The organism is Actinomycetospora sp. NBC_00405, from assembly GCF_036044095.1.
Lineage (GTDB): Bacteria > Actinomycetota > Actinomycetes > Mycobacteriales > Pseudonocardiaceae > Actinomycetospora > Actinomycetospora callitridis.
Genome location: NZ_CP107938.1, coordinates 1,975,657 through 1,999,583, shown reverse-complemented (window position 1 = coordinate 1,999,583; position 23,927 = coordinate 1,975,657). Strand labels below are relative to the sequence as shown.

Annotated in this window: 21 protein-coding genes; 15 read left to right on the top strand and 6 right to left on the bottom strand. The window is 74.5% G+C overall.

Annotation, left to right across the window (positions count from 1 at the left end; all coding sequences use genetic code 11):
• Positions 1 to 4 precede the first annotated feature (4 nt).
• A complete protein-coding gene (locus OG774_RS09870; RefSeq protein WP_328308976.1) occupies positions 5 to 1,573 on the top strand; it encodes a sensor histidine kinase in 1,569 nt (522 codons plus the stop codon).
• On the opposite strand, the gene OG774_RS09865 is transcribed toward OG774_RS09870, so the two are convergent.
• Positions 1,549 to 2,496: a TAXI family TRAP transporter solute-binding subunit gene (locus tag OG774_RS09865; RefSeq protein ID WP_328308974.1), complete on the bottom strand. Its 948-nt coding sequence runs from the start codon at positions 2,494 to 2,496 to the stop codon at positions 1,549 to 1,551. The genes OG774_RS09870 and OG774_RS09865 overlap by 25 nt on opposite strands.
• 24 nt (positions 2,497 to 2,520) lie before the next feature.
• Here OG774_RS09865 and OG774_RS09860 point away from each other — a divergent pair, with 24 nt between their 5' ends.
• The 3 genes from OG774_RS09860 to OG774_RS09850 are packed head-to-tail and all read left to right on the top strand — an operon-like array spanning position 2,521 to position 6,038.
• The gene (locus OG774_RS09860) at positions 2,521 to 3,948 is read left to right on the top strand and encodes an APC family permease (RefSeq protein WP_442873965.1); all 1,428 of its coding nucleotides are present in this window, start codon (positions 2,521 to 2,523) and stop codon (positions 3,946 to 3,948) included.
• Between the two features lie 34 nt (positions 3,949 to 3,982).
• Entirely contained in the window at positions 3,983 to 5,524 is a 1,542-nt protein-coding gene (gene miaB / locus OG774_RS09855; RefSeq protein WP_328310870.1) for a tRNA (N6-isopentenyl adenosine(37)-C2)-methylthiotransferase MiaB, read from the top strand.
• A gap of 37 nt (positions 5,525 to 5,561) precedes the next feature.
• Positions 5,562 to 6,038, top strand: coding sequence for an Rv2732c family membrane protein (locus OG774_RS09850; RefSeq protein WP_328308972.1), 477 nt, complete (start codon positions 5,562 to 5,564; stop codon positions 6,036 to 6,038).
• Positions 6,039 to 6,056: 18 nt separating this feature from the next.
• On the opposite strand, the gene OG774_RS09845 is transcribed toward OG774_RS09850, so the two are convergent.
• Complete coding sequence (locus tag OG774_RS09845; RefSeq protein ID WP_328308971.1) at positions 6,057 to 7,430, bottom strand: DUF349 domain-containing protein; 1,374 nt, start codon at positions 7,428 to 7,430, stop codon at positions 6,057 to 6,059.
• A 154-nt stretch (positions 7,431 to 7,584) separates the two neighbouring features.
• Here OG774_RS09845 and miaA point away from each other — a divergent pair, with 154 nt between their 5' ends.
• Entirely contained in the window at positions 7,585 to 8,514 is a 930-nt protein-coding gene (gene miaA / locus OG774_RS09840) for a tRNA (adenosine(37)-N6)-dimethylallyltransferase MiaA (protein WP_328308969.1), read from the top strand.
• A 16-nt stretch (positions 8,515 to 8,530) separates the two neighbouring features.
• Here the strand turns inward: miaA and OG774_RS09835 are convergent, their stop codons facing one another.
• Positions 8,531 to 10,423 carry an MDR family MFS transporter gene (locus OG774_RS09835; RefSeq protein WP_328308967.1) on the bottom strand — a complete coding sequence of 631 codons (1,893 nt, stop codon included), beginning with the start codon at positions 10,421 to 10,423 and terminating at the stop codon, positions 8,531 to 8,533.
• A gap of 56 nt (positions 10,424 to 10,479) precedes the next feature.
• Positions 10,480 to 11,079, bottom strand: coding sequence for a TetR/AcrR family transcriptional regulator (locus OG774_RS09830; protein WP_328308965.1), 600 nt, complete (start codon positions 11,077 to 11,079; stop codon positions 10,480 to 10,482).
• Positions 11,080 to 11,168: 89 nt separating this feature from the next.
• Here OG774_RS09830 and dapF point away from each other — a divergent pair, with 89 nt between their 5' ends.
• From dapF to OG774_RS09815, 3 genes are read left to right on the top strand one after another with little or no spacing between them, the layout of a single operon-like run.
• Positions 11,169 to 12,017: a diaminopimelate epimerase gene (dapF, locus tag OG774_RS09825; RefSeq protein WP_328310868.1), complete on the top strand. Its 849-nt coding sequence runs from the start codon at positions 11,169 to 11,171 to the stop codon at positions 12,015 to 12,017.
• A gap of 48 nt (positions 12,018 to 12,065) precedes the next feature.
• On the top strand, positions 12,066 to 13,604 hold the full coding sequence (hflX, locus tag OG774_RS09820) for a GTPase HflX (RefSeq protein ID WP_328308963.1): 1,539 nt from the start codon (positions 12,066 to 12,068) through the stop codon (positions 13,602 to 13,604).
• A 23-nt stretch (positions 13,605 to 13,627) separates the two neighbouring features.
• Complete coding sequence (locus OG774_RS09815) at positions 13,628 to 14,647, top strand: hypothetical protein (protein WP_328308960.1); 1,020 nt, start codon at positions 13,628 to 13,630, stop codon at positions 14,645 to 14,647.
• A 543-nt stretch (positions 14,648 to 15,190) separates the two neighbouring features.
• On the opposite strand, the gene lexA is transcribed toward OG774_RS09815, so the two are convergent.
• Complete coding sequence (gene lexA, locus OG774_RS09810) at positions 15,191 to 15,949, bottom strand: transcriptional repressor LexA (RefSeq protein WP_328308958.1); 759 nt, start codon at positions 15,947 to 15,949, stop codon at positions 15,191 to 15,193.
• Positions 15,950 to 16,157: 208 nt separating this feature from the next.
• Between lexA and OG774_RS09805 the strand changes: the two genes are divergently transcribed.
• The 4 genes from OG774_RS09805 to OG774_RS09790 all read left to right on the top strand — a co-directional run bounded on the left by OG774_RS09805 (position 16,158) and on the right by OG774_RS09790 (position 21,281).
• Entirely contained in the window at positions 16,158 to 16,736 is a 579-nt protein-coding gene (locus tag OG774_RS09805) for a LysM peptidoglycan-binding domain-containing protein (protein ID WP_328308956.1), read from the top strand.
• Positions 16,737 to 17,298: 562 nt separating this feature from the next.
• Positions 17,299 to 17,838, top strand: a complete 540-nt coding sequence (nrdR, locus tag OG774_RS09800; protein WP_328308954.1) for a transcriptional regulator NrdR — start codon at positions 17,299 to 17,301, stop codon at positions 17,836 to 17,838.
• Positions 17,839 to 17,917: 79 nt separating this feature from the next.
• On the top strand, positions 17,918 to 20,776 hold the full coding sequence (locus tag OG774_RS09795) for a vitamin B12-dependent ribonucleotide reductase (RefSeq protein ID WP_328308952.1): 2,859 nt from the start codon (positions 17,918 to 17,920) through the stop codon (positions 20,774 to 20,776).
• Positions 20,777 to 20,855: 79 nt separating this feature from the next.
• Positions 20,856 to 21,281, top strand: coding sequence for a nuclear transport factor 2 family protein (locus OG774_RS09790; protein WP_328308950.1), 426 nt, complete (start codon positions 20,856 to 20,858; stop codon positions 21,279 to 21,281).
• Positions 21,282 to 21,331: 50 nt separating this feature from the next.
• Here the strand turns inward: OG774_RS09790 and OG774_RS09785 are convergent, their stop codons facing one another.
• Positions 21,332 to 22,090 carry an endonuclease/exonuclease/phosphatase family protein gene (locus OG774_RS09785; protein ID WP_328308948.1) on the bottom strand — a complete coding sequence of 253 codons (759 nt, stop codon included), beginning with the start codon at positions 22,088 to 22,090 and terminating at the stop codon, positions 21,332 to 21,334.
• 56 nt (positions 22,091 to 22,146) lie between these two features.
• Between OG774_RS09785 and OG774_RS09780 the strand changes: the two genes are divergently transcribed.
• The 3 genes from OG774_RS09780 (at position 22,147) to OG774_RS09770 (ending at position 23,922) form a co-directional block, all read left to right on the top strand.
• Positions 22,147 to 22,737 carry a nucleotidyltransferase gene (locus tag OG774_RS09780; RefSeq protein ID WP_328308947.1) on the top strand — a complete coding sequence of 197 codons (591 nt, stop codon included), beginning with the start codon at positions 22,147 to 22,149 and terminating at the stop codon, positions 22,735 to 22,737.
• A gap of 64 nt (positions 22,738 to 22,801) precedes the next feature.
• Positions 22,802 to 23,533 carry a HipA family kinase gene (locus tag OG774_RS09775; protein ID WP_328308945.1) on the top strand — a complete coding sequence of 244 codons (732 nt, stop codon included), beginning with the start codon at positions 22,802 to 22,804 and terminating at the stop codon, positions 23,531 to 23,533.
• Positions 23,530 to 23,922: a DUF3037 domain-containing protein gene (locus OG774_RS09770; RefSeq protein ID WP_328308943.1), complete on the top strand. Its 393-nt coding sequence runs from the start codon at positions 23,530 to 23,532 to the stop codon at positions 23,920 to 23,922. The genes OG774_RS09775 and OG774_RS09770 overlap by 4 nt, the downstream gene beginning before the upstream one ends.
• Positions 23,923 to 23,927 lie beyond the last annotated feature (5 nt).

Below are 23,927 nucleotides of genomic sequence, written 5' to 3'. Positions count from 1 at the left end.
CGGGGTGCGTACGCGACTGCTCGTCGTCTTCGGGGTCCTCGTGGGCCTGCTGGTCGTGGGCCTCGGCGCGCCGCTGGCGGGCGCCGCGGCGTCGGCGGCCACGTCGCGGCTGTTCGCCGACCGGCTGGGGGACACCACCCGGTTCGCGGCCCTGGCCCAGCGCGCGGTCACCGACGACGAGCCGGGGGCGCTGGCGGGCGAGCTCGCCCGCTACGACGAGCTGTACGGGATCGCCGCGGTGGTGCTCGACCGCGAGGGCCGGGTGCTCACGGCGTCGCGCCCGGAGGTGTCCGACGCGACCGTGGCGCGGGTGCAGCTCGCCCTGGTGGGGCAGCGCTCCGAGCCCCCGGACACCGTATGGCCCTGGGACACCGCACCGCTGCTGCTCGCCGAGCCCGTGCTGGTCGGCGGCGAGGTGCGGGGAGCCGCGGTCACGGTCTCGCCCACGGCGCCGGCGCGATGGGAGACGCTGCGCGCCTGGGCCGCGCTGGCCGGGGCGGCGCTCGTGGCACTCGGCATCGCCGCGGGGCTCGCGCTCCCGCTCGTGCGCTGGATCCTCGCCCCCGTCGAGAGCCTCGACAGGGGCACGGCCCAGGTCGCCGCGGCCGTGCGGGCGGGCCGGGCGCCCCGCCCGGTCGGCGACGACCACGGCCCGCCCGAGCTGCGGCGACTCTCCCGGCACTTCGACCAGATGGCCGTGGGCGTGACGCACGCGCTCGAGTCGCAGCGTGCGTTCGTCGCCGACGCCGGCCACCAGCTGCGCAACCCGCTGACCGCCCTGCGGCTGCGGCTGCAGAACGTCGGCGCCGCCCTCGCCGTGCCGGACGCCCGCGTTGACGACGCCCTGCGCGACGAGCACGGCGCGGCGCTGGAGGAGACCGATCGCCTGGCCTCGGTGCTCGACGCGCTGCTGGCGCTCGCGCGCGCCGAGGGCCGTCCGCCGCAGCCGGTGCCGATGCCGATCGACCCGGTGCTCGACGAGCGGGCGGACACGTGGGGCGTGCTCGCGGAGCACGAGAGCCTGTCCCTGCGTCGCCTCGGCCCCGGCGGGCTGGTGGCGCGCTCCGACGTGGACTCGGTGGTCGCGGTGCTCGACGCGGTGCTCGACAACGCGCTCAAGTACGCCCCGCCGGGCACCGACGTCGAGCTCTCCACGGCGCGGGTCGACGGCTGGGTCGAGATCGGCGTACGCGACCACGGCGACGGGATCGATCCGGGCGAGCTCGCCCGCGCCACCGACCGGTTCTGGCGCTCACCGGCCCAGGACGGCAGCGCCGGCACCGGCCTCGGGCTCGCCATCGCCGCCCGCTCGGCCGAGCGGGTCGGGGGCGAGCTCCTGCTGCAGTTGCCCGAGGACGGGGGCCTGCGCGTCGTGCTGCGCCTGCCGCCGGCCGCGGCGCCGGAGGCGGACGGAGAGCGGGCCGAGGCGGCGGCCGGCTCGGCCGACGCCCCCGTCTCCGATGCCCCCGTCTCCGATGCCCCCGTCTCCGATGTCCCCGTCCCCGATGTCCCCGTCTCCGGGGCGGCCGCATCCCGGTCGGCCGTGGATCAGAGCCCCTTGACCGCCCGGTAGGCGGCGACGGCCCCGGGGTGCAGCGCGACCGGCTGGGTGCCGATCGCCGAGCGCGGGTCGATGCTGCGACCGGCCGGATCGGCGACGGCAAGGGCCTCGCGCCCCTCGAGGAGCGCGCGGGTCAGCGACTCGGCGAGGTCCGGGGCCATGTCGCCGGTGACGAGCAGGACGTTGCGGACCGAGGCCACGCTGACGGGGTCGACGAGCCCGTAGGTGCCGGCGGGGACCGTGGTGACGTCGTAGACGGGGTACCGGGTGCGCAGCCGTACCGTCTCCTCGCCGAGGTCGAGCAGGCGGACCGGGCGGGTGGCGGCGAGCCGTTCGACCCCGGCGGTGGGTACGCCGCCCGACCAGAAGAAGGCGTCGATCTCGCCGCGTGCGAACGCTGCCGCCGACTCGTCGAGCCCGAGCATCACCGCCCGCATGTCCCGCTCGGCGGTCAGACCCACCGACGAGAGCAGGCGCGGGGCGACGACGAGCACGCCGGAGTTGCGGGCGCCCACCGAGACCCGGCGTCCCGCGAGGTCGGCGAGCCGGCGGATCGGCGACTCCGCCGGGACGACGATGTGGATCGCGTCGTCGTGCACCCGGGCGAGTGCCTGCAGCGGGTGGCGGGGACGGGCGCCGTCGACCGCGCCGTCGACCGCGACGTCGGCGGCGCAGAAGGCGACCCGCGCCCGGCCGGAGACGAGCATGCCGACGTTGTCGACCGAGCCCTCGCTGCCGAGGACCCCCGTCGGCACCCCGGGGTCGATCCGCCAGAGCTCGGCCATCGCCTCGCCGAGGCGCCGGTAGACCCCTTGCGGTCCGCCCGTGGCCACGACCACGGACGTCCTGTCGGGCGGGGCGCACCCGACGCCGAGCAGCGCTACGCCGCCCAGACCAGCCCCGAGGACCGTGCGGCGACGCAGGCCCCGGGTCATCGCGCCATGGTGCAGCATGCCCCCGTGACCGACGACACCACGAACGCCCCGACGACCGACGGATCCGGCGGTGGATCGGGCGGCGGCACGAGCCTGGTCCGCGCGATCGGGCCCAAGCTGCTCGTGTTCTTCATCATCGGGGACATCCTCGGCACCACGATCTACGCCCTCACCGGCACGGTGTCGGAGCGGGTCGGCGGGGCGTTGTGGCTGCCGTTCCTGCTGGCCTTCGTCGTGGCCTTCATGACGGCGTTCAGCTACCTCGAGCTGGTGGGCAAGTACCCCCGCGCCGCGGGCGCCGCCCTCTACACGCAGCTGGCCTTCAAGCGACCCTTCATCACGTTCCTCGTCGCCTTCACGGTGATGTGCTCGGGGATCACCTCCGCGGCCTCGGCCGCCCAGGCCTTCGGCGGACGGAACCTCGAGACGATCGTCGGCGAGCTGCCGAGCTGGGTCACGCCGCTGGTGGTCGTCGCCTTCCTCCTCATGCTCGCGGCGATCAACTTCCGCGGCGTGGGCGAGTCGGTGAAGGTCAACGTCGTGCTCACCTCGATCGAGCTGCTCGGCCTGCTCATCGTGATCGTGCTCGGTGGCTACGCGGTGCTGAACGGGCTGGGTGACCCGTCGCGGCTCACCGAGTTCGCGGCGTCGGCCCCGGAGAGCTCGATCTTCTCCGAGCCCGCCGTCCTGCTCGCGATCTCCTCGGCCACCGCGCTGGCGTTCTTCGCCATGGTCGGCTTCGAGGACTCGGTGAACATGGCCGAGGAGACCGTCGACCCGCCCAAGACGTTCCCCCGCGCGATGCTGCTCGCCATGGGGATCACCGCGACGATCTACCTGGTCGTGGCGGTCATCGCCTCGACGCTCGTGCCCACCGAGCAGCTCGCGGAGGCCGAGAGCGGGGCCCTGTTGACGGTGGTGCAGACCGCCTCGCCGGCCTTCCCGGCGATCCTGTTCGCCGCCATCACGCTGTTCGCGGTGACGAACACCGCGCTGATCAACATGATGATGGCCAGCCGGCTGCTCTACGGCATGGCGAACGAGCGGATCATCCCGAACGCGTTCGCCAAGGTGCACCCGGGACGTCGCACCCCGTGGTTCGCCATCGTCGTGACCAGCGGCCTCGCGATCATCCTGGTCCTGCTGCTCGACATCTCCGAGCTGGGCAGCATGACGTCCCTGCTCCTGCTCGTCGTGTTCACCATCGTCAACATCGCGGTGCTCGTGCTGCGTCGCGACCCGTCGGACCACGAGCACTTCCGGACCCCGACGGCGATCCCGGTGGTCGCCGCCGTGCTGTGCGCGTTCCTCGCCAGCCCCTTCTCCGGGCGCCCGCCGAAGGAGTACCTGTTCGGCGGCATCCTGATCCTCCTCGGCATCGTGCTGTGGGGCGTCAACCGCGCGACGGTGGGCAGGGTCGACGACTTCGACGCGGAGCGGCTCGGCAAGTGACGGGCGCCTACCCTGGGCGGTGATGACCGCAGGGATGAACGCCGGCCGGCCCCGCTTCCACATCCGGACCCACGGGTGCCAGATGAACGTGCACGACTCCGAGCGCCTGGCCGGGGTGCTCGAGGAGGCGGGCTACGAGCACACGCCCGACGCCGACGGCGCCGACCTCGTCGTGTTCAACACCTGCGCGGTGCGCGAGAACGCCGACAACAAGCTCTACGGCCAGCTCGGCAACCTCGCGCCCGAGAAGGCCCGCCGGCCCGGGATGCAGATCGCCGTCGGTGGCTGCCTGGCGCAGAAGGACCGCGACACCGTGGTCCGCAAGGCCCCCTGGGTCGACGTCGTCTTCGGCACGCACAACACCGGGTCCCTGCCCGCCCTGCTCGAGCGGGCCCGCCACAACGGCGAGGCGCAGGTCGAGATCCTCGAGGCGCTCGAGACCTTCCCGTCGCACCTGCCGGCGCGCCGCGACTCCGCCCACGCGGGCTGGGTCTCGATCTCGGTGGGCTGCAACAACACCTGCACGTTCTGCATCGTGCCCTCGCTGCGCGGCAAGGAGGTCGACCGGCGACCGGGCGAGATCCTCGCCGAGGTCGAGGCGCTGGTCGCCGAGGGCGTGCTCGAGGTGACGCTGCTCGGCCAGAACGTCAACGCCTACGGGGTCGGGTTCGAGGACAGGGCGACGGGACGGACGGCGTTCGCCGACCTGCTGCGCGCGTGCGGGGGGATCGAGGGCCTCGAGCGGGTGCGCTTCACCAGCCCGCACCCCCGCGATTTCACCTCCGACGTCATCACGGCCATGGCCGAGACCCCGAACGTGTGCCCCCAGCTGCACATGCCGCTGCAGTCCGGCTCGGACCGCGTGCTCAAGGCGATGCGCCGCTCCTACCGGGCGAAGCGCTACCTCGACATCGTCGCCGAGGTCCGCGAGGCGATGCCCGACGCGGCGCTGACCACCGACATCATCGTCGGCTTCCCGGGCGAGACCGAGGAGGACTTCGCCGAGACGCTGCGCGTGGTGGAGGAGTCGCGGTTCTCGCAGGCCTTCACGTTCCAGTACTCGCCGCGCCCCGGCACGCCCGCGGCGACGCTGCCCGACCAGGTGCCCAAGGCCGTCGTCCAGGAGCGCTACGACCGCCTCGTCGACCTCCAGGAGCGCATCTCCCTCGAGCTGCACCGCGAGCAGGTCGGCCGGGAGCTCGAGCTCGTCGTCTCGACCGGTGAGGGCCGCAAGGACGGGGTAACCCACCGGATGAGCGGACGCGCCCGCGACGGGCGGCTCGTGCACTTCACTCCTGTCGGCTGCGCCGTCGACGGCGAGGTGCGCCCCGGCGACGTCGTCACGGTGCGGGCCACCTACGGCGCGCCGCACCACATCGTCGCCGACGGTGACGTGCGCCTCCACCGGCGCACGCGCGCCGGTGACGCCCACGCCGCAGGGCAGCGGCCGACGACACCGCGCACCACGGGTCTCGGCCTGCCGGCGCTCGGGCCGCCGCCCGCTCCGGCCACGCCCGCCACCGGCTGCGGGGCGGGTCCCGAGGGGCCCGGCTCCCCTATCGGCGTGCTCGTCTGATGCTGCGTCTCCCCGCCACCCTCACGGAGGTCTGACGGTGACCGATCCCCGCACCACCGATCCCGACAGCACCGATCCCCACACCGGCCGGCCCCGCACCGACTTCCCGCCGCCGCGGGACGCGCGGGTCGACTTCGGCGCCGGCGCCCTGGTCGCCGCCGTCGCCGTCCTCGTCCTGCTGCTCGCCGCCGTGCTGCCCTGGACCGGTCTGGGCGCCTCGGGCTGGGAGGTCGTGCTCGGCCGCCCGGGCGTCACTGTCCTGCCCCGGCTCTTCGGCACGCTCGCCGTGGTGTTCGGCGTGGTCGGCACCGCGGCCACGCTGCTGACCGCCCGCTGGCCGCTGGTCTTCGTCACCGCGGCCGGGTGCGCGATCACGTCGGTCACCGGCCTGTGGGCGATCTGGTCGCAGAACACCTCGGCCGGCACGGGCCCGGGCGGCGGGCTCTGGCTCGCCCTGCTGGCGATGATCGTGCTCGCCGGCCGCTGGGCGGGGTACGCCTTCTCGCGGCGGTAGCCCCCTACCGCGCCGGGTCTACCGCGTCGCCTGCTCCGCCGCGGCGAGCCACTCGCGCCACTGGGCGGCCTGGCGCTCCGCCTCCTTCGCGCGACGGTGGTCGCCCGCGGCGTGCGCCTTGGCCGCCTGCGCCTCGTACCCCTCGACGCGCGAGCGGAACTGCGCGACGCGAGCCTCGGTCTCGGGATCGACCGCCTGCCAGCGGCGGTCGACAGCCGCGCGCACCCGGTCCTCGACCTCCTTGAGGCGTCCGGCGAACTCGCGCACCCGCTCGCGGGGCACCTTGCCGATCGCGTCCCACCGCTCCTGGACGTCGCGCAGCGCCGCCCGGGCGGCGTCGACGTCGGACAGGTCGATCCTCGCGGCCTCGGCGAGCAGCGCCTCCTTGGCCGTCGCGTTGCCGGTGAACTCGGCGTCGCGGGCGGAGAACGTCTCGGACCGGCGGGCGAAGAACCTGTCCTGGGCGCCGCGGAACCGCGCCCACAGCGCGTCGTCGGCGTCCTTGCTGGTGCGCCCGGCGGCCTTCCACTCCGCCATGAGCTCCTTGTAGCGCCCGGCGGTGGGGCCCCAGTCCTCGGAGTCGGTGAGCGCCTCCGCCTCGGCGACCAGCTCCTCCTTGCGGGCCTTCGCCGCGGTGCGCGCCCTGTCCAGCTCGGCGAAGTGCGCGCCGCGGCGGCGGGCGAAGGTCTCGCGGGCCCGGGAGAAGCGCTTCCAGAGCGCGTCGTCGGTGCGCCGGTCGATGCCCGTGACGGCCTTCCACTCGTCGACCATGGCTGCGAAGCGGTCACCGGCGTGCTTCCAGCGCGTGGTCTCCTCGGCCAGCGCCTCGGCCTCGGCGATGAGCGCCTCCTTGCGGGCCACCGCGTCCTCGCGGGCCCCGGCGCGGGCCGCGCGCTCGATCTCGTCGGCCTGCTCCGCGGCGGCCACGACGGCGTCGAGCCGGGCGGCGAGCCCCGCGACGTCGCCGACCACCGCCGCGTCGGTGAGGCGCTCGCGCAGGGCGGTGGCGCTGCGCAGCGTCGCGCGTGCCTCGCCGCGCCCGGAGGTCAGGCGGCGGACGAGCAGGTCGGCCTCGGTGCGCAGGTCGTCGAAGCGCAGCGCGAAGTGGGCCAGGCCCTCCGTGGCGTCGCCGGCCTGCCACGAGCCGACCGCCCGCTCGGTCACGGCGCCGTCGGGGCCCTCGACCCGCAGCCAGACCGTGCCCTCGTCGTCCACGCGGCCCCATCGGCCCGGGTCGGCGGCCGCTGCCGGCACGGACGGGAAGGTGGCCGGTGTCGCGTCGGGGGTCGGTGCGGGGGTGGCCGCGGGGGCCGCCGAGGGCGTCACCGTGGGCGGGGCCGCGCCGCCGGGAGCCGCGGTGTCCACGGCGCCCCGAGCCTGCTCGTCGGTCATCTCCGGCCGACACCTCCCGCTCCTCGGCGTCCGGGCATTCAAGCAGGTCCGGCGGTCACGCCGGAACTCCCTTCCCGGTCAGGTGGGGTGCTGCGGGGTCCGGGGCCCCTCCGGAATCCCGTGTCGGGGATCCCGGTCTGGGATCATCCCCGGGATGATCCGCCCGATCGCCCTGGTCGGCCCCACGGCGACCGGCAAGTCCGACCTCGCGCTGGATCTCGCCGCCGCCCTCGACCGCCGGGGGACCGGGGCGGAGGTCGTCAACGCCGACGCCATGCAGCTCTACCGCGGCATGGACGTCGGCACCGCCAAGCTGCCGCCCACGCAGCGCCGCGGCGTACCCCACCACCTGCTCGACGTCCTCGACGTCACCGACACCGCCACGGTCGCGGCCTACCAGCGCGACGCCCGCGCGGCCGTCGACGCGATCCGGGAGCGGGGCCGGGTCCCGCTGGTCGTGGGCGGGTCGGGCCTCTACGTCCAGGCGGTGCTCGACGACCTGCGCTTCCCGACCACCGACCCCGCGGTGCGCGCGCGGCTGGACGCCGAGCTCGCGACGGTCGGGCCTGCGGCGATGCACGCCCGGCTCGCCGACCGCGACCCCGACGCCGCCCGCGGGATCCTCGCGAGCAACGGGCGCCGCATCGTCCGCGCCCTCGAGGTCGTCGAGGTCACCGGCCTCCCGTTCGCGGCGAGCCTGCCCCGGCCGGGCGCCCCCCGCCACGACGCCCTGCTCGTCGGGCTCGACCGTGACACCGCCGTCCTGGACGAGCGGATCGAGATCCGCGTCGACGGGATGCTCGCGGCCGGGCTCGTCGACGAGGTCCGCGCGCTGGCCGGGCGCGGGCTGCGCGAGGGGGCCACCGCCTCGCGGGCCGTCGGCTACCGCGAGGTGCTCGAGCACCTCGACGGGACGATCGACCTCGACGAGGCCCGGCGCCGCACGGTCGTCGCCACCCGGCGGCTCGTGCGGCGTCAGCGATCGTGGTTCCGGCGCGACGAGCGGATCTCCTGGCTCGACGCCGGCGAGGCGGACGCGGACGCCGTCCTGGCCCTGCACCGGGCCTCCGGGAGCCACCCGTAGAAGACGGGGTCCGTCGTCAGGTGCGGCTGAGGGTGTGGCGTCCGGACGCGCCCGGCAGCGCGACGTCGCGGTACTGGGGTCCGGTGGCGCCGCCGAGGGCCTCGACGTGCGGGGTGCCGTGCCACTGGACGACGAGCAGGTGCGGGCGCCCGGCGTCCCGGGTGTCGACGGTGTAGGACCCGTCGCCGCCGGAGACCGCCCGTCCGAGCTGCTGCCCGTCGGCGTCGACGACGGTGAGGACGGCTCCCGGCGCCGGCTCCTCGCCCCGGCGGACGACGCCGGCCAGCGCCGGGCGGTGCAGCGGGGCGGGCGCGGTGTCCGGGTCGTGCACGGCGGGCCCGGCCGGCGGCACCTCCTCGACGTCGATCGTGGTGCGTAGCGGGACCTCGCGCAGGAACAGCACCGCGAGGAGGGCGACGAGCGCCAGCGGGGAGGCCGCGAGGAACACGTGGGCGATGGCGTCGCCGTAGGCGTTCTCGATCACGCCCCGGACCGGTCCGGGCAGGGCCGCGAGGTCCGGGATCTGGCCGGCGGAGCCGGTGGCCGAGGCGGGGAGGCCGAGGGCACCGAGGCCCTGGGTGATCGAGGTCGTCACCTGGGTGCTCAGCAGCGCGCCGAGCGCGGCCACACCGGCGGCACCGCCGAGCGAGCGGAAGAACGCGACGGTGGAGCTGGCGGCGCCCATCTCGCTCATGGCGACCTGGTTCTGCACGGCGAGCACGAGGTTCTGCTGGGTGGCACCGACGCCGACGCCGACCATCGCCATGAACACGGCGAGCACCGGGTAGGACACCGTCGCGCTGACCAGGAGCCCCTCGCCGAGGAGCCCGACGGTGAGCAGGACGCCGCCGCCGACGAGGTAGGGCTTCCAGCGTCCGTAGCGGGTGATCAGCTGGCCGACGATCGTCGAGGCCAGGAACAGCCCGCCGATCATGGGCAGGGTCAGCAGGCCGGCCTCGGTGGCCGACGCGCCGCGGGCGAGCTGGAAGAACTGGCTGAGGTAGACCGTCGACCCGAACATGGCGACACCGACACACAGGCCGGCGACGGTGGCCAGGGCGACCGTCGGGTTGCGGAACAGGTGCAGCGGGACGATCGGCTCGCGGACCCTCGACTCGACGACCACGGCGAGCACGAGGGCGAGGACGCCGCCGCCGACCCAGGCCACCGACGCCCACGAGCCCCACGCGAACTGCTTGCCGGCGAGCGAGGTCCAGCCGAGCAGCGCCGAGACGCCGGCCGCGATCAGGACCGCGCCGAGGTAGTCGATGTGCACCTCGCGCCGGACCGTCGGCACCGTCAGCGTGCGCTGCAGGACGACGAGCGCGACCACGGCGATCGGGACCGTGACGTAGAAGCACCAGCGCCAGCCGATGCTGTCGACGATGACGCCGCCGATGAGCGGGCCACCGACCGTCGCCACGGCCATGATCGCGCCGAGGTAGCCGGAGTACCGGCCCCGCTCGCGCGGCGGGATGATCGCCGCGATCACGACCTGGGCCAGGGCCATGAGCCCGCCCATGCCGAGCCCCTGCAGGACGCGGAAACCGATGAGCGCCTCGGTGTTCGTGGTGAGGCCGCAGAGCATCGAGCCGACGATGAAGACCGTGATCGCGATCTGGACGAGCAGCTTCTTCGAGAAGAGGTCGGCGAGCTTGCCCCAGATCGGTGTCGAGGCGGTCATCGCGAGCAGGGAGGCGGTGACCACCCACGTGTACTGCGCCTGCGACCCGCCGAGGTCCGCGAGGATCCGGGGCAGCGCGTTGGACACGATCGTCGACGACAGGATCGCGACGAACAGGGCCATGAGCAGGCCCGACAGCGCCACGAGCACGTGGCGGGTGCCCGGCGCGGCCGGGGCGGGGGCGGGGCTGGACACCGCGGACGGCGCCGTCGCGGGTGCGGACATGGGGGTCTCCGGAGGGGAGCGGGGGTGGTGGACGCGGCGCGGATGGACGGGCCGCGTCAGGGCGCCCGGGAGGGGTGGCGCAGGCCGGTCGCCAGCAGGTCGAGGGCGTCGTCGATGACGTCGCCGAGGTCGTCGTGCTCGTCGGAGCCGAGCCAGCGGTCGGTCGCGACCCGGATGGCCGCCATCACCGCGGCAGCGGTCAGCGCGGGGTGGAGGTCGTCCGGGGCGAGGCCGGTGCGCCCGGCGAGCACAGCCTGCAGGCTGTGCTCGATCTGGGCGTGGGCCGCGAGCTGGTGGGGCAGGAGCGCGGGGTTGGCGCGCACGAGCCGGACCTGGGCGACCCACTCCTTGGGCGGGGCGGTCTCGCCGAGCAACTCGCGCATGACGGCCCGCAGCGACGCCATCACCGCCTCGTCGGCCGGGCGCGCGGCGAGGCGGTCGGCCAGTTCCCGGGCGTGCTCGACGCCGGCGGCGACGACCGCCTCCTCCTTGGAGGAGAAGTAGTTGAAGAACGTCCGCGGCGAGACCTCGGCGGCCTCGGCGATCTGCTCGACGGTGACCTCGGCGAGCCCGTGCCGGACCGCGAGGTCGAGCGCGGCCGTGCCGAGCTCACGCCGGGTCCGGAGCTTCTTGCGCTCGCGCAGTCCCGTGGTCACGAGGACGACATTACGCCGAACTTGCAGTCTCTGCAGATTTGCAGGGCAAGCTGTTTTGCAGGTCACGCAAGGCCTCAGTCGCCGATAGTCTGGGGAGCGTGGAGTTCGTCAAAGGGCACGGCACCGAGAACGACTTCGTCGTCCTCCCCGACCCCGACGGCGCGATCGACCTGGACGCCGACGACGGCGCGCTGGTGCGCGCCCTGTGCCACCGCCGGCGGGGCATCGGCGCCGACGGGGTCCTGCGCGTCGCGCGCACCGACTCGCCCGCCGCGGCCGTGGCCGGGATCGACACCGGCGCGGCGACGTGGTTCATGGACTACCGCAACGCCGACGGCTCGCTCGCCGAGATGTGCGGCAACGGGGTGCGGGTGTTCGCCCGCCACCTCGTCGACGCGGGCCTCGTCGCCCCCGGCACCCACCCCGTCGCGACCCGCGCCGGCACCCGCTGGGTGACCGTCGACCACACCGGCCCCGTCACCGTCGACATGGGACCCGCCGTGATCGGGCCCGGGTCCTCGACGGTCGTCGACGGGGTCGAGCTCTCCGGCGTCGCGGTCGACGTCGGCAACCCGCACCTGGCCTGCGTGACGTCCACCGATCTCGACGCCCTCGACCTGGCCCGGCCGCCGCGGTTCGACACCTCGCTCTTCCCGCACGGCGTGAACGTCGAGGTGCTCACCCCGCTGACACACGGGGCGGTGCGCCTGCGGGTGCACGAACGCGGTTCGGGCGAGACGCGGTCGTGTGGCACCGGGACCGTCGCGGGCGCCGTCGCCGCCCTGCACGCGGCGGGTCGGGGCACCGGGGCGGTCACCGTCCACACCCCGGGCGGCACGCTCGTCGTGGGCGTCGACGGGGCCACCACGACCCTCACCGGCCCCGCCGAGCTCGTCGCTCACGGCACCTGGGGTGCCCCCGTGCCCGCGACGGCCTGAACGCGCGGTGGTTTTCGCGTTGCCGGTCGTGGAACCATGGGTCGCAACATGACAGAACCCGCACCGCAGGACCCCCGCGCATCGACGTCGCCCCTCGTCCGGGGCGGCCGTCGCGACCGCGCCAGCGACATCCGGCTCGACCCCCTGGCCCCGGACCCGGACCCCGACGGCTCTCCCGAGGAGCCCACCGGGGGTGCGCTCGATCTCGAGGAGCGCTCGTCCCTCCGGCGCGTCCCGGGGCTCACGGGGTCGTCCACCGAGCTCACCGACGTCACCGAGGTCGAGTACCGGCAGCTGCGCCTCGAGCGCGTCGTGCTCATCGGCGTGTGGACCGAGGGCACTTCCCGGGAGGCCGAGGCCTCGCTCGTGGAGCTGGCCCGCCTGGCCGAGACGGCGGGCTCCGAGGTCCTCGACGGCCTCATCCAGCGCCGCAAGAACCCCGACCCGGGCACGTTCGTGGGCTCCGGCAAGGTCGCCGAGCTCCGCGAGGCCGTGCAGGCCACCGGCGCCGACACCGTCATCGCCGACGGCGAGCTCTCGCCCGGGCAGCTGCGCCAGCTCGAGGAGAAGCTCAAGGTCAAGGTCGTCGACCGGACCGCGCTGATCCTCGACATCTTCGCCCAGCACGCCCGCTCCAAGGAGGGCAAGGCGCAGGTCGAGCTGGCCCAGCTGCGCTACTTCCTGCCCCGCCTGCGCGGCTGGGGCGAGTCGCTGTCCCGCCAGGGCGGCGGCGCCGGCGGTGGCGGCGGCGCGGGTGGTGGCGGCGTCGGCACCCGTGGTCCCGGTGAGACCAAGCTCGAGACCGACCGCCGGCGCATCCACCGCCGGATCTCCAAGCTGCGGCGCGAGATCGAGGACATGTCCACGGTCCGCGAGACGAAGCGCGGCCGCCGGCAGGCGCGCGCCGTGCCCGCCGTGGCCATCGCCGGCTACACCAATGCCGGCAAGTCCAGCCTGCTCAACGCGATCACCGACGCGGGCGTGCTGGTCGAGGACGCGCTGTTCGCGACCCTCGACCCCACCACCCGGCGCTGGGAGACCGCGGACGGGCGCGAGGTCACGCTCACCGACACCGTCGGCTTCGTGCGCCACCTGCCCCACCAGCTCGTCGACGCCTTCCGCTCGACGCTGGAGGAGGTCGGCGGGGCGGACCTGCTCCTGCACGTGGTCGACGGGTCCGACCCCTCGGCGCAGGACCAGATCGCGGCGGTGCGCGAGGTGATCGGGGAGCTCGAGGGCCCGAAGCCGCCCGAGCTGCTCGTGGTGAACAAGGTCGACGCCGCCGAGCCGATGGCGCTCGCGCAGCTGCGGGCGGCGCTGCCCGGCGCGGTGTTCGTCTCGGCGACCACCGGCGAGGGCCTCGACCGCCTGCGGGCGCGGCTCACCGAGGAGCTGCCGCACCCGGACGTCGAGCTCGAGGTGGTGCTGCCGTACACCGAGGGCGCGCTGGTCGCGCGGGCCCACGGTGAGGGGGAGGTGCTCGCCGAGCGCCACACCGCCGACGGCACGGTGCTGCACGCGCGGGTCTCCGAGGAGCTCGCGACGTCGCTGCGGCGCTCGGCGGTCGACCCGGCCCACGTGCTCTGAGGCGGGTCCTGCTCGTCCTGCTGGTGCTCGCCGGGCTCGTCGTGCCCGGGGTGGTCGTGCCCGGGGTGGCGCTGGCGGACCCCCGGGTCCGCTGCACGCTCGACGACGAGCGGCTGGCCGAGGCCTCCGGGCTCGTCGCCGAGCCCGGGGGCACCTACGCGGTGGTCAACGACAGCGGCAACGCGAGCACCGTCTACGTGCTCGACGACCGCTGCGCCGTCATCGGCGAGCGCGAGGTGCCCGAGAAGGGTCGCGACGTCGAGGACCTGGCCCGCGGCGCCGACGGCACCCTGTGGATCGCCGACATCGGGGACAACGGTCGGCGGCGTTCCTCGGTGGCCGTGCTGCGGCTGGCTCCCGACGGGGCGGAGACCGTCTCGCGGTTCGCCTACCCCGACGGCGCGCACGACGCCGAGTCCCTGCTGGTGCCCGGCGACGACCGCCCGGTGATCGTCACCAAGGACCTCAGCGGGCGCAGCGGGGTCTACGTGGCCGAGCAGGCCCCGGACGGCTCCGACGACTCCGGCGACTCCGACGAGCCCCGGCCGCTGCGGCGGGCCGGCGAGGTCGTGGTGCCCGGCGAGGCGATCACCAGCGTGGGCTCGGGCACCTACACCGGCGGCGCGCTCTCCGCCGACGGCCGGGTCGTCGCGCTGCGCACCTACACCGACGCCTGGCTCTACCCGGCGCCGGGCGGCACCGCGACCGCCGAGGACGTCGTCACCGCGCTGGCGTCGCCGCCGGTGCGCGTGCCGCTGTCCGGCGAGGTCCAGGGCGAGGCGCTGGCCTTCGCGCCGGACGGGACGCTGCTGGCGACGGGGGAGACGCCCTCGGGCGAGCGGCCGGCGCCCCTGCTCGCCGTGCCCGGGGCGACGACGCTGGCGACCGAGGGGACGCCGGCCACGTCCGCCGGCAGGCCGGCCCCGGAGCGCGCCGGCCTCCCGGAGCCGCTCACCACCATCGGCGTGGTCGTCGCCGTCGCCCTCGGGGTGTTCGCGCTCGTCGCCGTCGTGGCCGTGGTGCGCCGGCGCACGTCCCGGTAGCAGCGAACGCCCCGCTCGCTGCTTCTACGCGCGCGAACTCCCCGTTCGCTCGTCCGGATCCGTCAGCGGCAGCGTCAGCCGCCCGGCGAGCAGCGGGCAGCCGACGACGCTCGGGGCATGTCGTCGGGATCCCCGGAACCGAGCCGGTTCGTCCTCGAGCCGGCCGTCCTCGCCGCGGTGTGCGGGGCGCTGCCGGCGCTGCTCCTCGTCGCTGCGGTGCTCGTGGCGGCCGGCGTCCGGCGAGCATGGCGATCAGCCCCGCATCGCGCGCCGGACCCCTCGTCTCCGGCCCGGCCCACGGACGACTCCCCGCCCTGCTGCTCGTCATGACGGGGCGAGCTGTGGTCACCCGGCGGGTGCTCTCGGTGGCGATGATGTTCGGCGGCGCCCTGATCGGCGCCGTCCTCGTCCTGGACGCCGGGCTCGCCCGGGCGCTCCTGCCGGCCCCGGTGGTCCTCCTGGTGATCGCGCTCGTGCTCGCCGTCGTGGTCCGCCGCCCCGCGCCCGGGCAGGAGGGCGCGGCGGGCAGATCGGTCGGAGGCGTCAGAGTCGGCGCAGGACCGCCACGACCTTGCCGAGCACGGTGGCGTCCTCGCCCGGGATCGGCTCGAAGTTCACGTTGTGGGGCATCAGCCAGACCCGGCCGTCCTTGCGCTTGAAGGTCTTGACCGTGGCCTCGCCGTCGATCATCGCGGCCACGATCTCGCCGTTGTCGGCGACGGGCTGCTGGCGGACGACCACCCAGTCGCCGTCGGTGATCGCGGCGTCGACCATCGAGTCGCCGGCGACGCGCAGCAGGAACAGCGACCCCTCGCCGACCAGCTCGCGCGGCAGGGGGAAGACGTCCTCGACGGCCTGCTCGGCGAGGATCGGCCCACCGGCGGCGATGCGGCCGACGACGGGCACGAACGTCGGGGCGGGCCGGTCCGCGCGGATCTCCTCCGTGTGGTCGGCGGTGTCGGCGCCCTCGAGCTCCTCCGGCAGGCGCACGTCGAGCGCGCGCGGGCGGTTGGGGTCGCGGCGCAGGTAGCCCTTCTTCTCCAGCGTGCGCATCTGGTGCGCGACGGAGGAGGTGGACGTCAGCCCCACCGCGTCGCCGATCTCGCGCACGCTCGGCGGGTAGCCCTGACGCTCGACGTGGTCGCGGATGACCTCGAGGACCTTGCGCTGCCGCGGCGTCAGGCCGGGCGACGCGTCGGCGTCGGCGGGCTCGGGGAACGGGTGCACCCGCGCGGCGACGACGGCGTCGGCCGTGGCCCCCGACTCCTCGGGCCCGCGTGGGCCCTGGGGCGTACGTGCCATGACCGTGTCCTTTCCGATGTCGTGTCCGGCGTCGAAGGGACGCCGCGCCCGCGTGGCGGGGTTGCGCTGCGAAGTTAGCGCCGAGGACCGACGGGATCAAACACGTGTTCGAACGACACGCCGGGCGATCCGTCGACGTTGTCGGGGGTCGATGCTAGACATCGCACACGCGTTCGATCGAACGCGTGTGCGAGGCGAGGAGGTCGACATGTCCGTGGGGACCACCGGTGCGCGGGACCGGCGCGACGCCGAGGTGTCGGGTCAGGGGACGGGGCCCGCTGGGCCCGCCGCGCCCGTCGGCCGGTCGGCGGCGCGCCCGCAGCCCGCCGGGACGCGCCCGGCGCGCCCCGAGGACGCCCGCGGCCCGGTGCGCCCGGCCGGTCGGCGCGGCCCGGCCGTGCTGCCGCCCGTCCGGCCGCGGGTCGCCGGTGGCGGCGCCACGCCCGCCCGTCCCGCGCGTGCGCTCGAGGCCCCGGTCGCCCCGGCGGTGCTGCGGCGCCGGCGGATCGTCGCCGTCGCGGTCCTCGGTGTCGTGCTGGGGGTGCTGCTCGGCGTGCTCGTCGGGTTCGTGGTGCCGCTCGTCGGCGCCGCTGCTCCCGTCCCGTCCGGCACCACGGTCACGGTCGTCGGCTCCGGCGAGTCGCTGTCCGACGTCGCCGGCCGCATCGCGCCCGGGTCCGACGCGGACGCGGTCGTCGGCCGGATCCGCGAGCTCAACGAGCTCGACGGTTCCTCCCTCGCGCCCGGGCGTCCGCTCGTCGTGCCGGCCCCCGCGGCCGCCGGGTGAGGCCTGTCTCCGCCGGGGCTCCGTGCTCCCCGGCGACCTGCGGCGATGTGCCACGTCGCCCTCCGGTGGGCGCGGGCGTCCGCGTGATCAGGCCGTCCTCGCGGTCGTCGTCGGTGTCTCCGACGGTCGTCAGCGCGGCCTGATCGCACGGCGACCCCGGACACGTCCGGGGGGCGCCGCGCCCCGTCTTCACCCACTCGGGCACCGGCCGTCCCGCCTCCGCCCGCCCGTCCGGGCCCGACGTCCGCTCGGCGCCCGGGGGCGCGGGGGCGGTCCGTGGAGTTGCGCGGCGCGTCCGCGCGTCGCTACCGTCCCACCCCAACATCTAGTGGTTACACTGGTGTAGTTAGTCCACAGCTTGTGCACATGGTGGTGAGACGCTCCACAGGGTCATCCACCGCACGACGGTGGTCGATCCACGGGTGAGGGCCTTCGATCCACGGATCGGGCCCGGTGATCCCCAGTTCCGTCCCCAGGGACGGGGTGGGGAGCCGGGTCCCGGTGCAAGGGTTGGGGACAACTCCGCCGGTGGCCGCGCGCGACGAGGGGAGGGGGTGTCGGCATGCGGTGTCCGTTCTGCCGGAACACCGACTCCCGCGTCGTCGACTCGCGCGAGGCGGACGAGGGTCAGGCGATCCGGCGCCGCCGGTCGTGCTCGTCGTGCGGCAAGCGCTTCACCACGGTCGAGGAGCCGGTGCTCGCGGTGGTCAAGCGCAGCGGGGTCACCGAGCCCTTCAGCCGGGACAAGGTCGTGCGCGGCGTGGCCCGCGCCTGCCAGGGGCGCCCGGTCGACACCGACGCCCTCGCGCAGCTGGCGCACCGGGTCGAGGAGTCGGTCCGCGCGTCGGGCACCGCGGAGGTGCCCAGCCAGGAGGTCGGCATGGCGATCCTGGGCCCGTTGCGCGAGCTCGACGAGGTGGCCTACCTGCGGTTCGCCAGCGTCTACCGGAACTTCTCGTCGGCGGCCGACTTCGAGGCCGAGATCGCGGACCTGCGCGCCACGCGGGCCGGCGGTGTCGGGGGTCGGGGCGACACTGCGGGGACGACCGGGGACGACGTCGGGACCGCCGGGACGACAGCCGGAGCACGGGCCGGGGACTAGCGGTCGCAAGAACAGGGACGGGTCGGAGCGTGGGGAAGCGCCGCCGGGACGTCGGGGAACGAACAGAGGGATGACATCGATGACCGAGACCGTCGGCACCACGTCCGAGGAGTCGGGCACAGCTGCGCCCCGGCGCGGCCTGACGATCGAGCGTGTCCACACCACCGCGGGGGTCCATCCCTACGACGACGTGGCCTGGGAACGCCGTGACGTGGTGATGACGAACTGGCGCGACGGCTCGGTCAACTTCGAGCAGCGCGGCGTCGAGTTCCCGCAGTCCTGGTCGCTCAACGCGGTCAACATCGTCACCAGCAAGTACTTCCGCGGCGCGCTGGGCACCGAGGCGCGCGAGTCGAGCCTGCGCCAGCTCATCGACCGCGTCGTGGGCACCTACACCGAGGCCGGCACGCGGCACGGGTACTTCGCCACCCCCGCCGACGCCGAGGTGTTCTCCCACGAGCTCACCTGGATGCTGCTGCACCAGTACTTCAGCTTCAACTCGCCGGTGTGGTTCAACGTCGGCACCAGCTCGCCGCAGCAGGTCAGCGCCTGCTTCATCCTCTCGGTCGACGACACCATGGAGTCGATCCTCAACTGGTACCGCGAGGAGGGGCTGATCTTCAAGGGCGGCTCCGGCGCCGGCCTGAACCTCTCGCGCATCCGGTCGTCGAAGGAGCTGCTCTCCTCGGGCGGCACCGCGTCGGGCCCGGTCTCGTTCATGCGGGGTGCCGACGCCTCGGCCGGCACCATCAAGTCCGGCGGCGCCACCCGCCGCGCGGCGAAGATGGTCGTCCTCGACGTCGACCACCCCGACGTCGCCGAGTTCGTCGCCACCAAGCGCGACGAGGAGCGCAAGATCCGCGTGCTGCGCGACGCCGGGTTCGACATGGACCTCGGCGGGTCCGACATCGCCTCGGTGCAGTACCAGAACGCGAACAACTCGGTGCGCGTCTCCGACGAGTTCATGCGCGCGGTGCAGTCCGGCTCGGAGTTCGGCCTGCGGGCGCGGATGACCAACGAGGTGATCGACACCGTCGACGCCAAGCAGCTGTTCCGCAGCATGGCCGAGGCCGCCTGGGAGTGCGCCGACCCGGGCCTGCAGTACGACGACACGATCAACGACTGGCACACCTCGCCGGAGTCGGGGCGCATCACCGCGTCCAACCCGTGCTCGGAGTACCTGCACCTGGACAACTCCAGCTGCAACCTCGCGTCGCTGAACCTCATGAAGTTCCTCGGCGACGACGACACGTTCCGCGTGGACGACTTCGTGCGCTCGGTCGAGCTGGTCATCACCGCGATGGACATCTCGATCTGCTTCGCCGACTTCCCCACGGAGGCGATCGGCGACACCACGCGCGCGTTCCGCCAGCTGGGCATCGGCTACGCCAACCTGGGCGCGCTGCTGATGGCCACCGGCCGGGCCTACGACTCCGAGGGCGGCCGCGCGCTCGCGGCGTCGATCACCTCGCTGATGACCGGCGCCGCCTACCGGCGCTCGGCCGAGCTCGCCGGCGCGGTCGGCCCCTACGAGGGCTACGCCCGCAACGCCGACGCCCACCGCCGGGTCATGCGCAAGCACGCCGCGGCCAGCGACGCGATCCGCACGGTGCACCGCGAGGACGCCCGTGTCCGCGACGCGGCCACCCGCGAGTGGCAGCACGGCCTCGAGGTCGGGGCGCGCGACGGCTGGCGCAACGCCCAGGCCAGCGTGCTCGCCCCCACCGGCACCATCGGCTTCATGATGGACTGCGACACCACCGGGGTGGAGCCGGACTTCTCGCTGGTCAAGTTCAAGAAGCTGGTCGGTGGCGGCTCGATGCAGATCGTCAACCAGACCATCCCGCGCGCACTCGACCTCCTGGGCTACCAGCCCGAGCAGAGCGAGGCGATCGTCGAGTACATCGCCGAGCACGGCCACGTCATCGACGCCCCGGGACTGCGCCCCGAGCACTACGAGGTGTTCGACTGCGCGATGGGCACGCGCTCGATCGCCCCGATGGGCCACGTGCGGATGATGGCCGCGGTCCAGCCGTTCATCTCCGGCGCGATCTCCAAGACCGTCAACATGCCCGAGCAGGCGACGGTGGCGGACATCGAGGAGATCTACTTCGAGTCCTGGAAGCTGGGCCTCAAGGCGCTCGCGATCTACCGCGACAACTGCAAGGTCGGCCAGCCGCTGTCGACGGGCAAGACGAGCGGCAGCACCACGGAGAAGACCACGGGCGAAGCGGGCACGGCGGTCGCACAGGAGCACCGGCCGGTCCGCCGGCGGCTGCCCAAGAAGCGGCCGAGCCAGACGGTGTCGTTCACCGTCGCCGGTGCCGAGGGCTACATGACCGCCGGCAGCTACCCCGACGACGGCCTCGGCGAGATCTTCGTCAAGATGTCCAAGCAGGGCTCGACGCTGGCCGGCGTCATGGACGCGTTCTCGATGGCCATCTCGATCGCGCTGCAGTACGGCGTCCCGCTGGAGACCTACGTCTCCAAGTTCGTCAACATGCGCTTCGAGCCGGCGGGCATGACCGACGACCCGGACGTCCGTATTGCCACCAGCGTCGTCGACTACCTGTTCCGCCGCGTCGCGCTCGACCACCTGCCCTACGAGAAGCGCGCCCAGCTGGGCATCTTCTCGGCGGACGAGCGCTCGGCCCAGGTCGCGGCCACCGACTACGGCACCGGCGCCCCCGCGGCCCCGGCGGCGGACCCGGTGGACGTCGAGTCGCTGCGGACGTCGCTGGACATCTCGACGGACAAGGCCGAGGCCCCGGACCGCCGCCGGGCCGACGTCTCCGTCGGCAGCTCCACCGAGCTGCTCGAGCTGCAGCAGGGCAAGGCGGCCGACGCGCCGCTCTGCCTCACCTGCGGCACGAAGATGCGGCCCGCCGGCTCGTGCTACGTCTGCGAGGGCTGCGGCTCCACCAGCGGCTGCAGCTAGATCGTCCGCTCCCCGGCCCCGCCAGGGGCGCCCGGCCGCACGCCTGCCGGGCGCCCCTCGCGGAGGGTAGGTTCGCCCCGTGTCACGTGATCACGAGGCTGAGCAGGCGAACAAGGACCGGGTCGGCGCGGCGTTCGACGCCTGGGCGACGGGGACGGGAGGTCCGTTCGACCTCCTCGCCGACGACGCCACCTGGACGATCGTGGGCAACAGCCCGGTCTCGCGGACCTACGGCAGCAAGGCCGAGTTCATCGGGACGGTGATCGAGCCGTTCAACGCCCGCATGTCCGAGCCCCTCGTACCGTCCGTGCGCCACCTGTTCGCCGACGGCGACTGGACGATCGTCCTGTTCGACGCGCAGGCCACGCGGCGCGACGGAGCGCCCTACCGGAACACCTACACCTGGTACCTGCGCTTCGGGCCCGACGGCGCGGTCGTCGAGGTGATCGCCTTCTTCGACACCATCGAGTTCACCGACCTCTGGCAGCGGGTCGACCCCGCCTGACCGGGTGAGGGGTTGGAGCGAGGGTGACCTTCGCTCCCGGACCCGCGAGCTCAGCCGATGGGAACGACCGTCGCCGAGAGGGCGCGGTGATCGGAGAGCGGCGGGTGGTGGACGGACGGGCCGGAGGCGACGACGCCCCGGCCGAGCAGGTGGTCGATCTGGCGGCGTGGGGCGTCGGCGGGGAAGGTCCGCCCGGTCACCAGGCCCTGCAGCCCGCTGGAGAAGCGGGCGCGCCGCGGGCCGAGGTTGAGGTCCCCGGTGATCACGACGGGGCCGGTGCCGCGCAGCGCACGGGCCAGGTGCCGAAGCTGGACGAGGTTCCAGCCCGGGATGAAGGTGAGGTGCGTGGTCACGACGGTCACCGGGCCGTGCGGCCCCTCGATGCGGGCGGCCACCGCGGTCCGCGGCTCGTCGCGCACCCACACGAGCTCCCGCGGGTGGCCGAGGAGCAGCGGGACCGGTCGGGGCAGGCGCGGCAGGGGCAGCACCCGCCACTCGGTCACCGGCAGCCGCGAGAGCAACGCGATCCCGTACGCCGGGGTCTCGCCGGGATCGGCGACGGGCGACGGCTCCCAGTCGCCGGGCACGCCCAGCAGGGTGGCGGCGAAGCGGTGCTCGACGGCGCCCATCGCCTCCGCGGCCACGGCGGTGAGGTCGGCGCCGCCCGACCGCGGCTGGGCACGGTCGACCTCCTGCAGCCCGAGCACGTCGACGTCGAGCTCCTTCACCGCCTCGGCGTAGCCGTCGACGTCGGCCGGCCCGGTGGCCGTGGCGGCGCCGTGCAGCACGTTCCAGGTCCCCAGTCGCACGGTCCCAGGGTGCCCCCCCGGGTTCGTCGCCGATCAGCTCGGGTAACGAAACCGGGGTGAGCGGACCCCACGAGCCCGAGCATCCACCCGCCGGTGCCGGGCGGCGCGAGGCGCTCAAGCGCGTCGCGGTCGCCCTGCGCGGCGGCGGTGTGGGCTTCGCGCTGGCCGGCGGCTACGCGGGGTGGGCCCTCGGCGGGCCGGAGCCGGAGAAGGACGTCGACTTCGTCGTCACCGAGGCCGAGGCGGAGAATGCGGCGACGGTGCTGGCCGAGGCCGGGCTCGACGTGCGGCACCCGCCCGAGGACTGGCTGTTCAAGGTCTACAGCGACGGCGCGCTGGTCGACGTCCTCTTCCGCCTCGCGGGCGAGAGCGTCGACGAGGAGCTGCTCAGCAGGGCGACCGAGCAGGAGGTGCTCTCGGTGTCCATGCCCGTCGTCAGTGCCACCGACCTGATCATCGGCAAGCTCGCGGCGCTCAACGAGCACGCCTGCGACCTGGCCAAGGTGCTCCCCACCGCCCGCGCCCTGCGCGAGAAGATCGACTGGGAGCGCGCCGAGGTCGCCACGGCGTGGAACGACATCGCCGTGGCCTGCCTGTTCCTCCTGCGCCGGATCGGGGTGGCCCCACCAGGGGCTGCGCCCCCGTGAGTGACCCGCGTCGTCGGGACGACCCGGATCACTCACGTGGGCGCAGCCCATAGAGGATGAGCGGGTGTTCGACCTGCGCCGGGTCACCGCCACCCGGTACGTCACCCCGCTGCGCGAGGGCGGGTCGCTGCCCGGGCTGGTGGAGGCCGACGACCTCGGCACCTACGTCGCGAAGTTCACCGGCGCGGGCCAGGGCGCGAAGGCGCTCGTCGCCGAGGTCGTGGCCGGCGAGATCGCGCGGCGTCTCGGGCTCCGGGTGCCCGAGCTCGTCGTCCTCGACGTCGACCCCGTCATTGCCCGCGCGGAGCCCGACTGGGAGGTCCAGGAGCTGCTCGCCCGCAGCGGCGGGCCCAACCTCGGCATGGACTTCCTCCCCGGTGCCCTCGGGTTCGACCCCGTCGCGCACCGCGTCGACCCGCTCGAGGCGTCGCGGGTGCTGTGGTTCGACGCGTTCGTCGAGAACGTCGACCGCTCCTGGCGCAACCCCAACCTGCTGCGCTGGCACCGCGAGCTGTGGCTGATCGACCACGGCGCCTGCCTGTACTTCCACCACTCCTGGGCGCGGGCCGCGTCGGTGGTGTCGCGCCCCTACGACCTCTCCGACCACGTCCTCGCCCCCGCCGCGACCGCCCGGGCCGAGGCCGACGCCGAGCTGTCGGGGCGAGTCGACGAGGCGATGCTCACCGACGCGGCCGCGCTCATCCCCGAGGAGTGGCTGGACGACGTGGCGCCCGAGGACTACGTCGAGCACCTGCTCGCCCGGCTCGCGGCGCGCGAGGCGTGGGTGCCGCGATGAGCCGGGAGACCGAGCGCGACACCTTCGAGTACGCGCTGCTGCGCGTGGTGCCCGACATCGAGCGCGGCGAGCTGGTCAACGTCGGCGTGCTGCTCTATTGCCGGCACCGCGAGCACCTCGCCGTCCGGACGCACCTCGACGCCGAACGCCTGCACGCCCTCGCCCCGTCGGCCGACCTGGAGGCGGTGCGCGACGCGGTGGCGGCCTGGGAGGGTGCGGTGCGCGGCGAGGGCCCGTCCGGCGTGCTGTCGGCGGGGGAGCGCTTCCGCTGGTTGATCGCCCCGCGCAGCACCGTCCTGCAACCGGGTCCCGTGCACACGGGGCTGACCGCGGACCCGGACGCGGAGATCGAACGCCTCCTCGCCCGGCTGGTCCGCCCGCCGTCCTGAATCGC

What these genes read in the sequence shown, in the direction of transcription:
- OG774_RS09865 (WP_328308974.1), bottom strand. Translation starts at nt 2,496, where the DNA reads ATGACCCGGGGCCTGCGTCGCCGCACGGTCCTCGGGGCTGGTCTGGGC.
- OG774_RS09845 (WP_328308971.1), bottom strand. Translation starts at nt 7,430, where the DNA reads ATGACCGACGAGCAGGCTCGGGGCGCCGTGGACACCGCGGCTCCCGGC.
- nrdR (WP_328308954.1), top strand. Translation starts at nt 17,299, where the DNA reads ATGCGGTGTCCGTTCTGCCGGAACACCGACTCCCGCGTCGTCGACTCG.
- miaA (WP_328308969.1), top strand. Translation starts at nt 7,585, where the DNA reads ATGATCCGCCCGATCGCCCTGGTCGGCCCCACGGCGACCGGCAAGTCC.
- OG774_RS09835 (WP_328308967.1), bottom strand. Translation starts at nt 10,423, where the DNA reads ATGTCCGCACCCGCGACGGCGCCGTCCGCGGTGTCCAGCCCCGCCCCC.
- lexA (WP_328308958.1), bottom strand. Translation starts at nt 15,949, where the DNA reads ATGGCACGTACGCCCCAGGGCCCACGCGGGCCCGAGGAGTCGGGGGCC.
- OG774_RS09770 (WP_328308943.1), top strand. Translation starts at nt 23,530, where the DNA reads ATGAGCCGGGAGACCGAGCGCGACACCTTCGAGTACGCGCTGCTGCGC.
- hflX (WP_328308963.1), top strand. Translation starts at nt 12,066, where the DNA reads ATGACAGAACCCGCACCGCAGGACCCCCGCGCATCGACGTCGCCCCTC.
- miaB (WP_328310870.1), top strand. Translation starts at nt 3,983, where the DNA reads ATGAACGCCGGCCGGCCCCGCTTCCACATCCGGACCCACGGGTGCCAG.
- OG774_RS09805 (WP_328308956.1), top strand. Translation starts at nt 16,158, where the DNA reads ATGTCCGTGGGGACCACCGGTGCGCGGGACCGGCGCGACGCCGAGGTG.
- OG774_RS09795 (WP_328308952.1), top strand. Translation starts at nt 17,918, where the DNA reads ATGACCGAGACCGTCGGCACCACGTCCGAGGAGTCGGGCACAGCTGCG.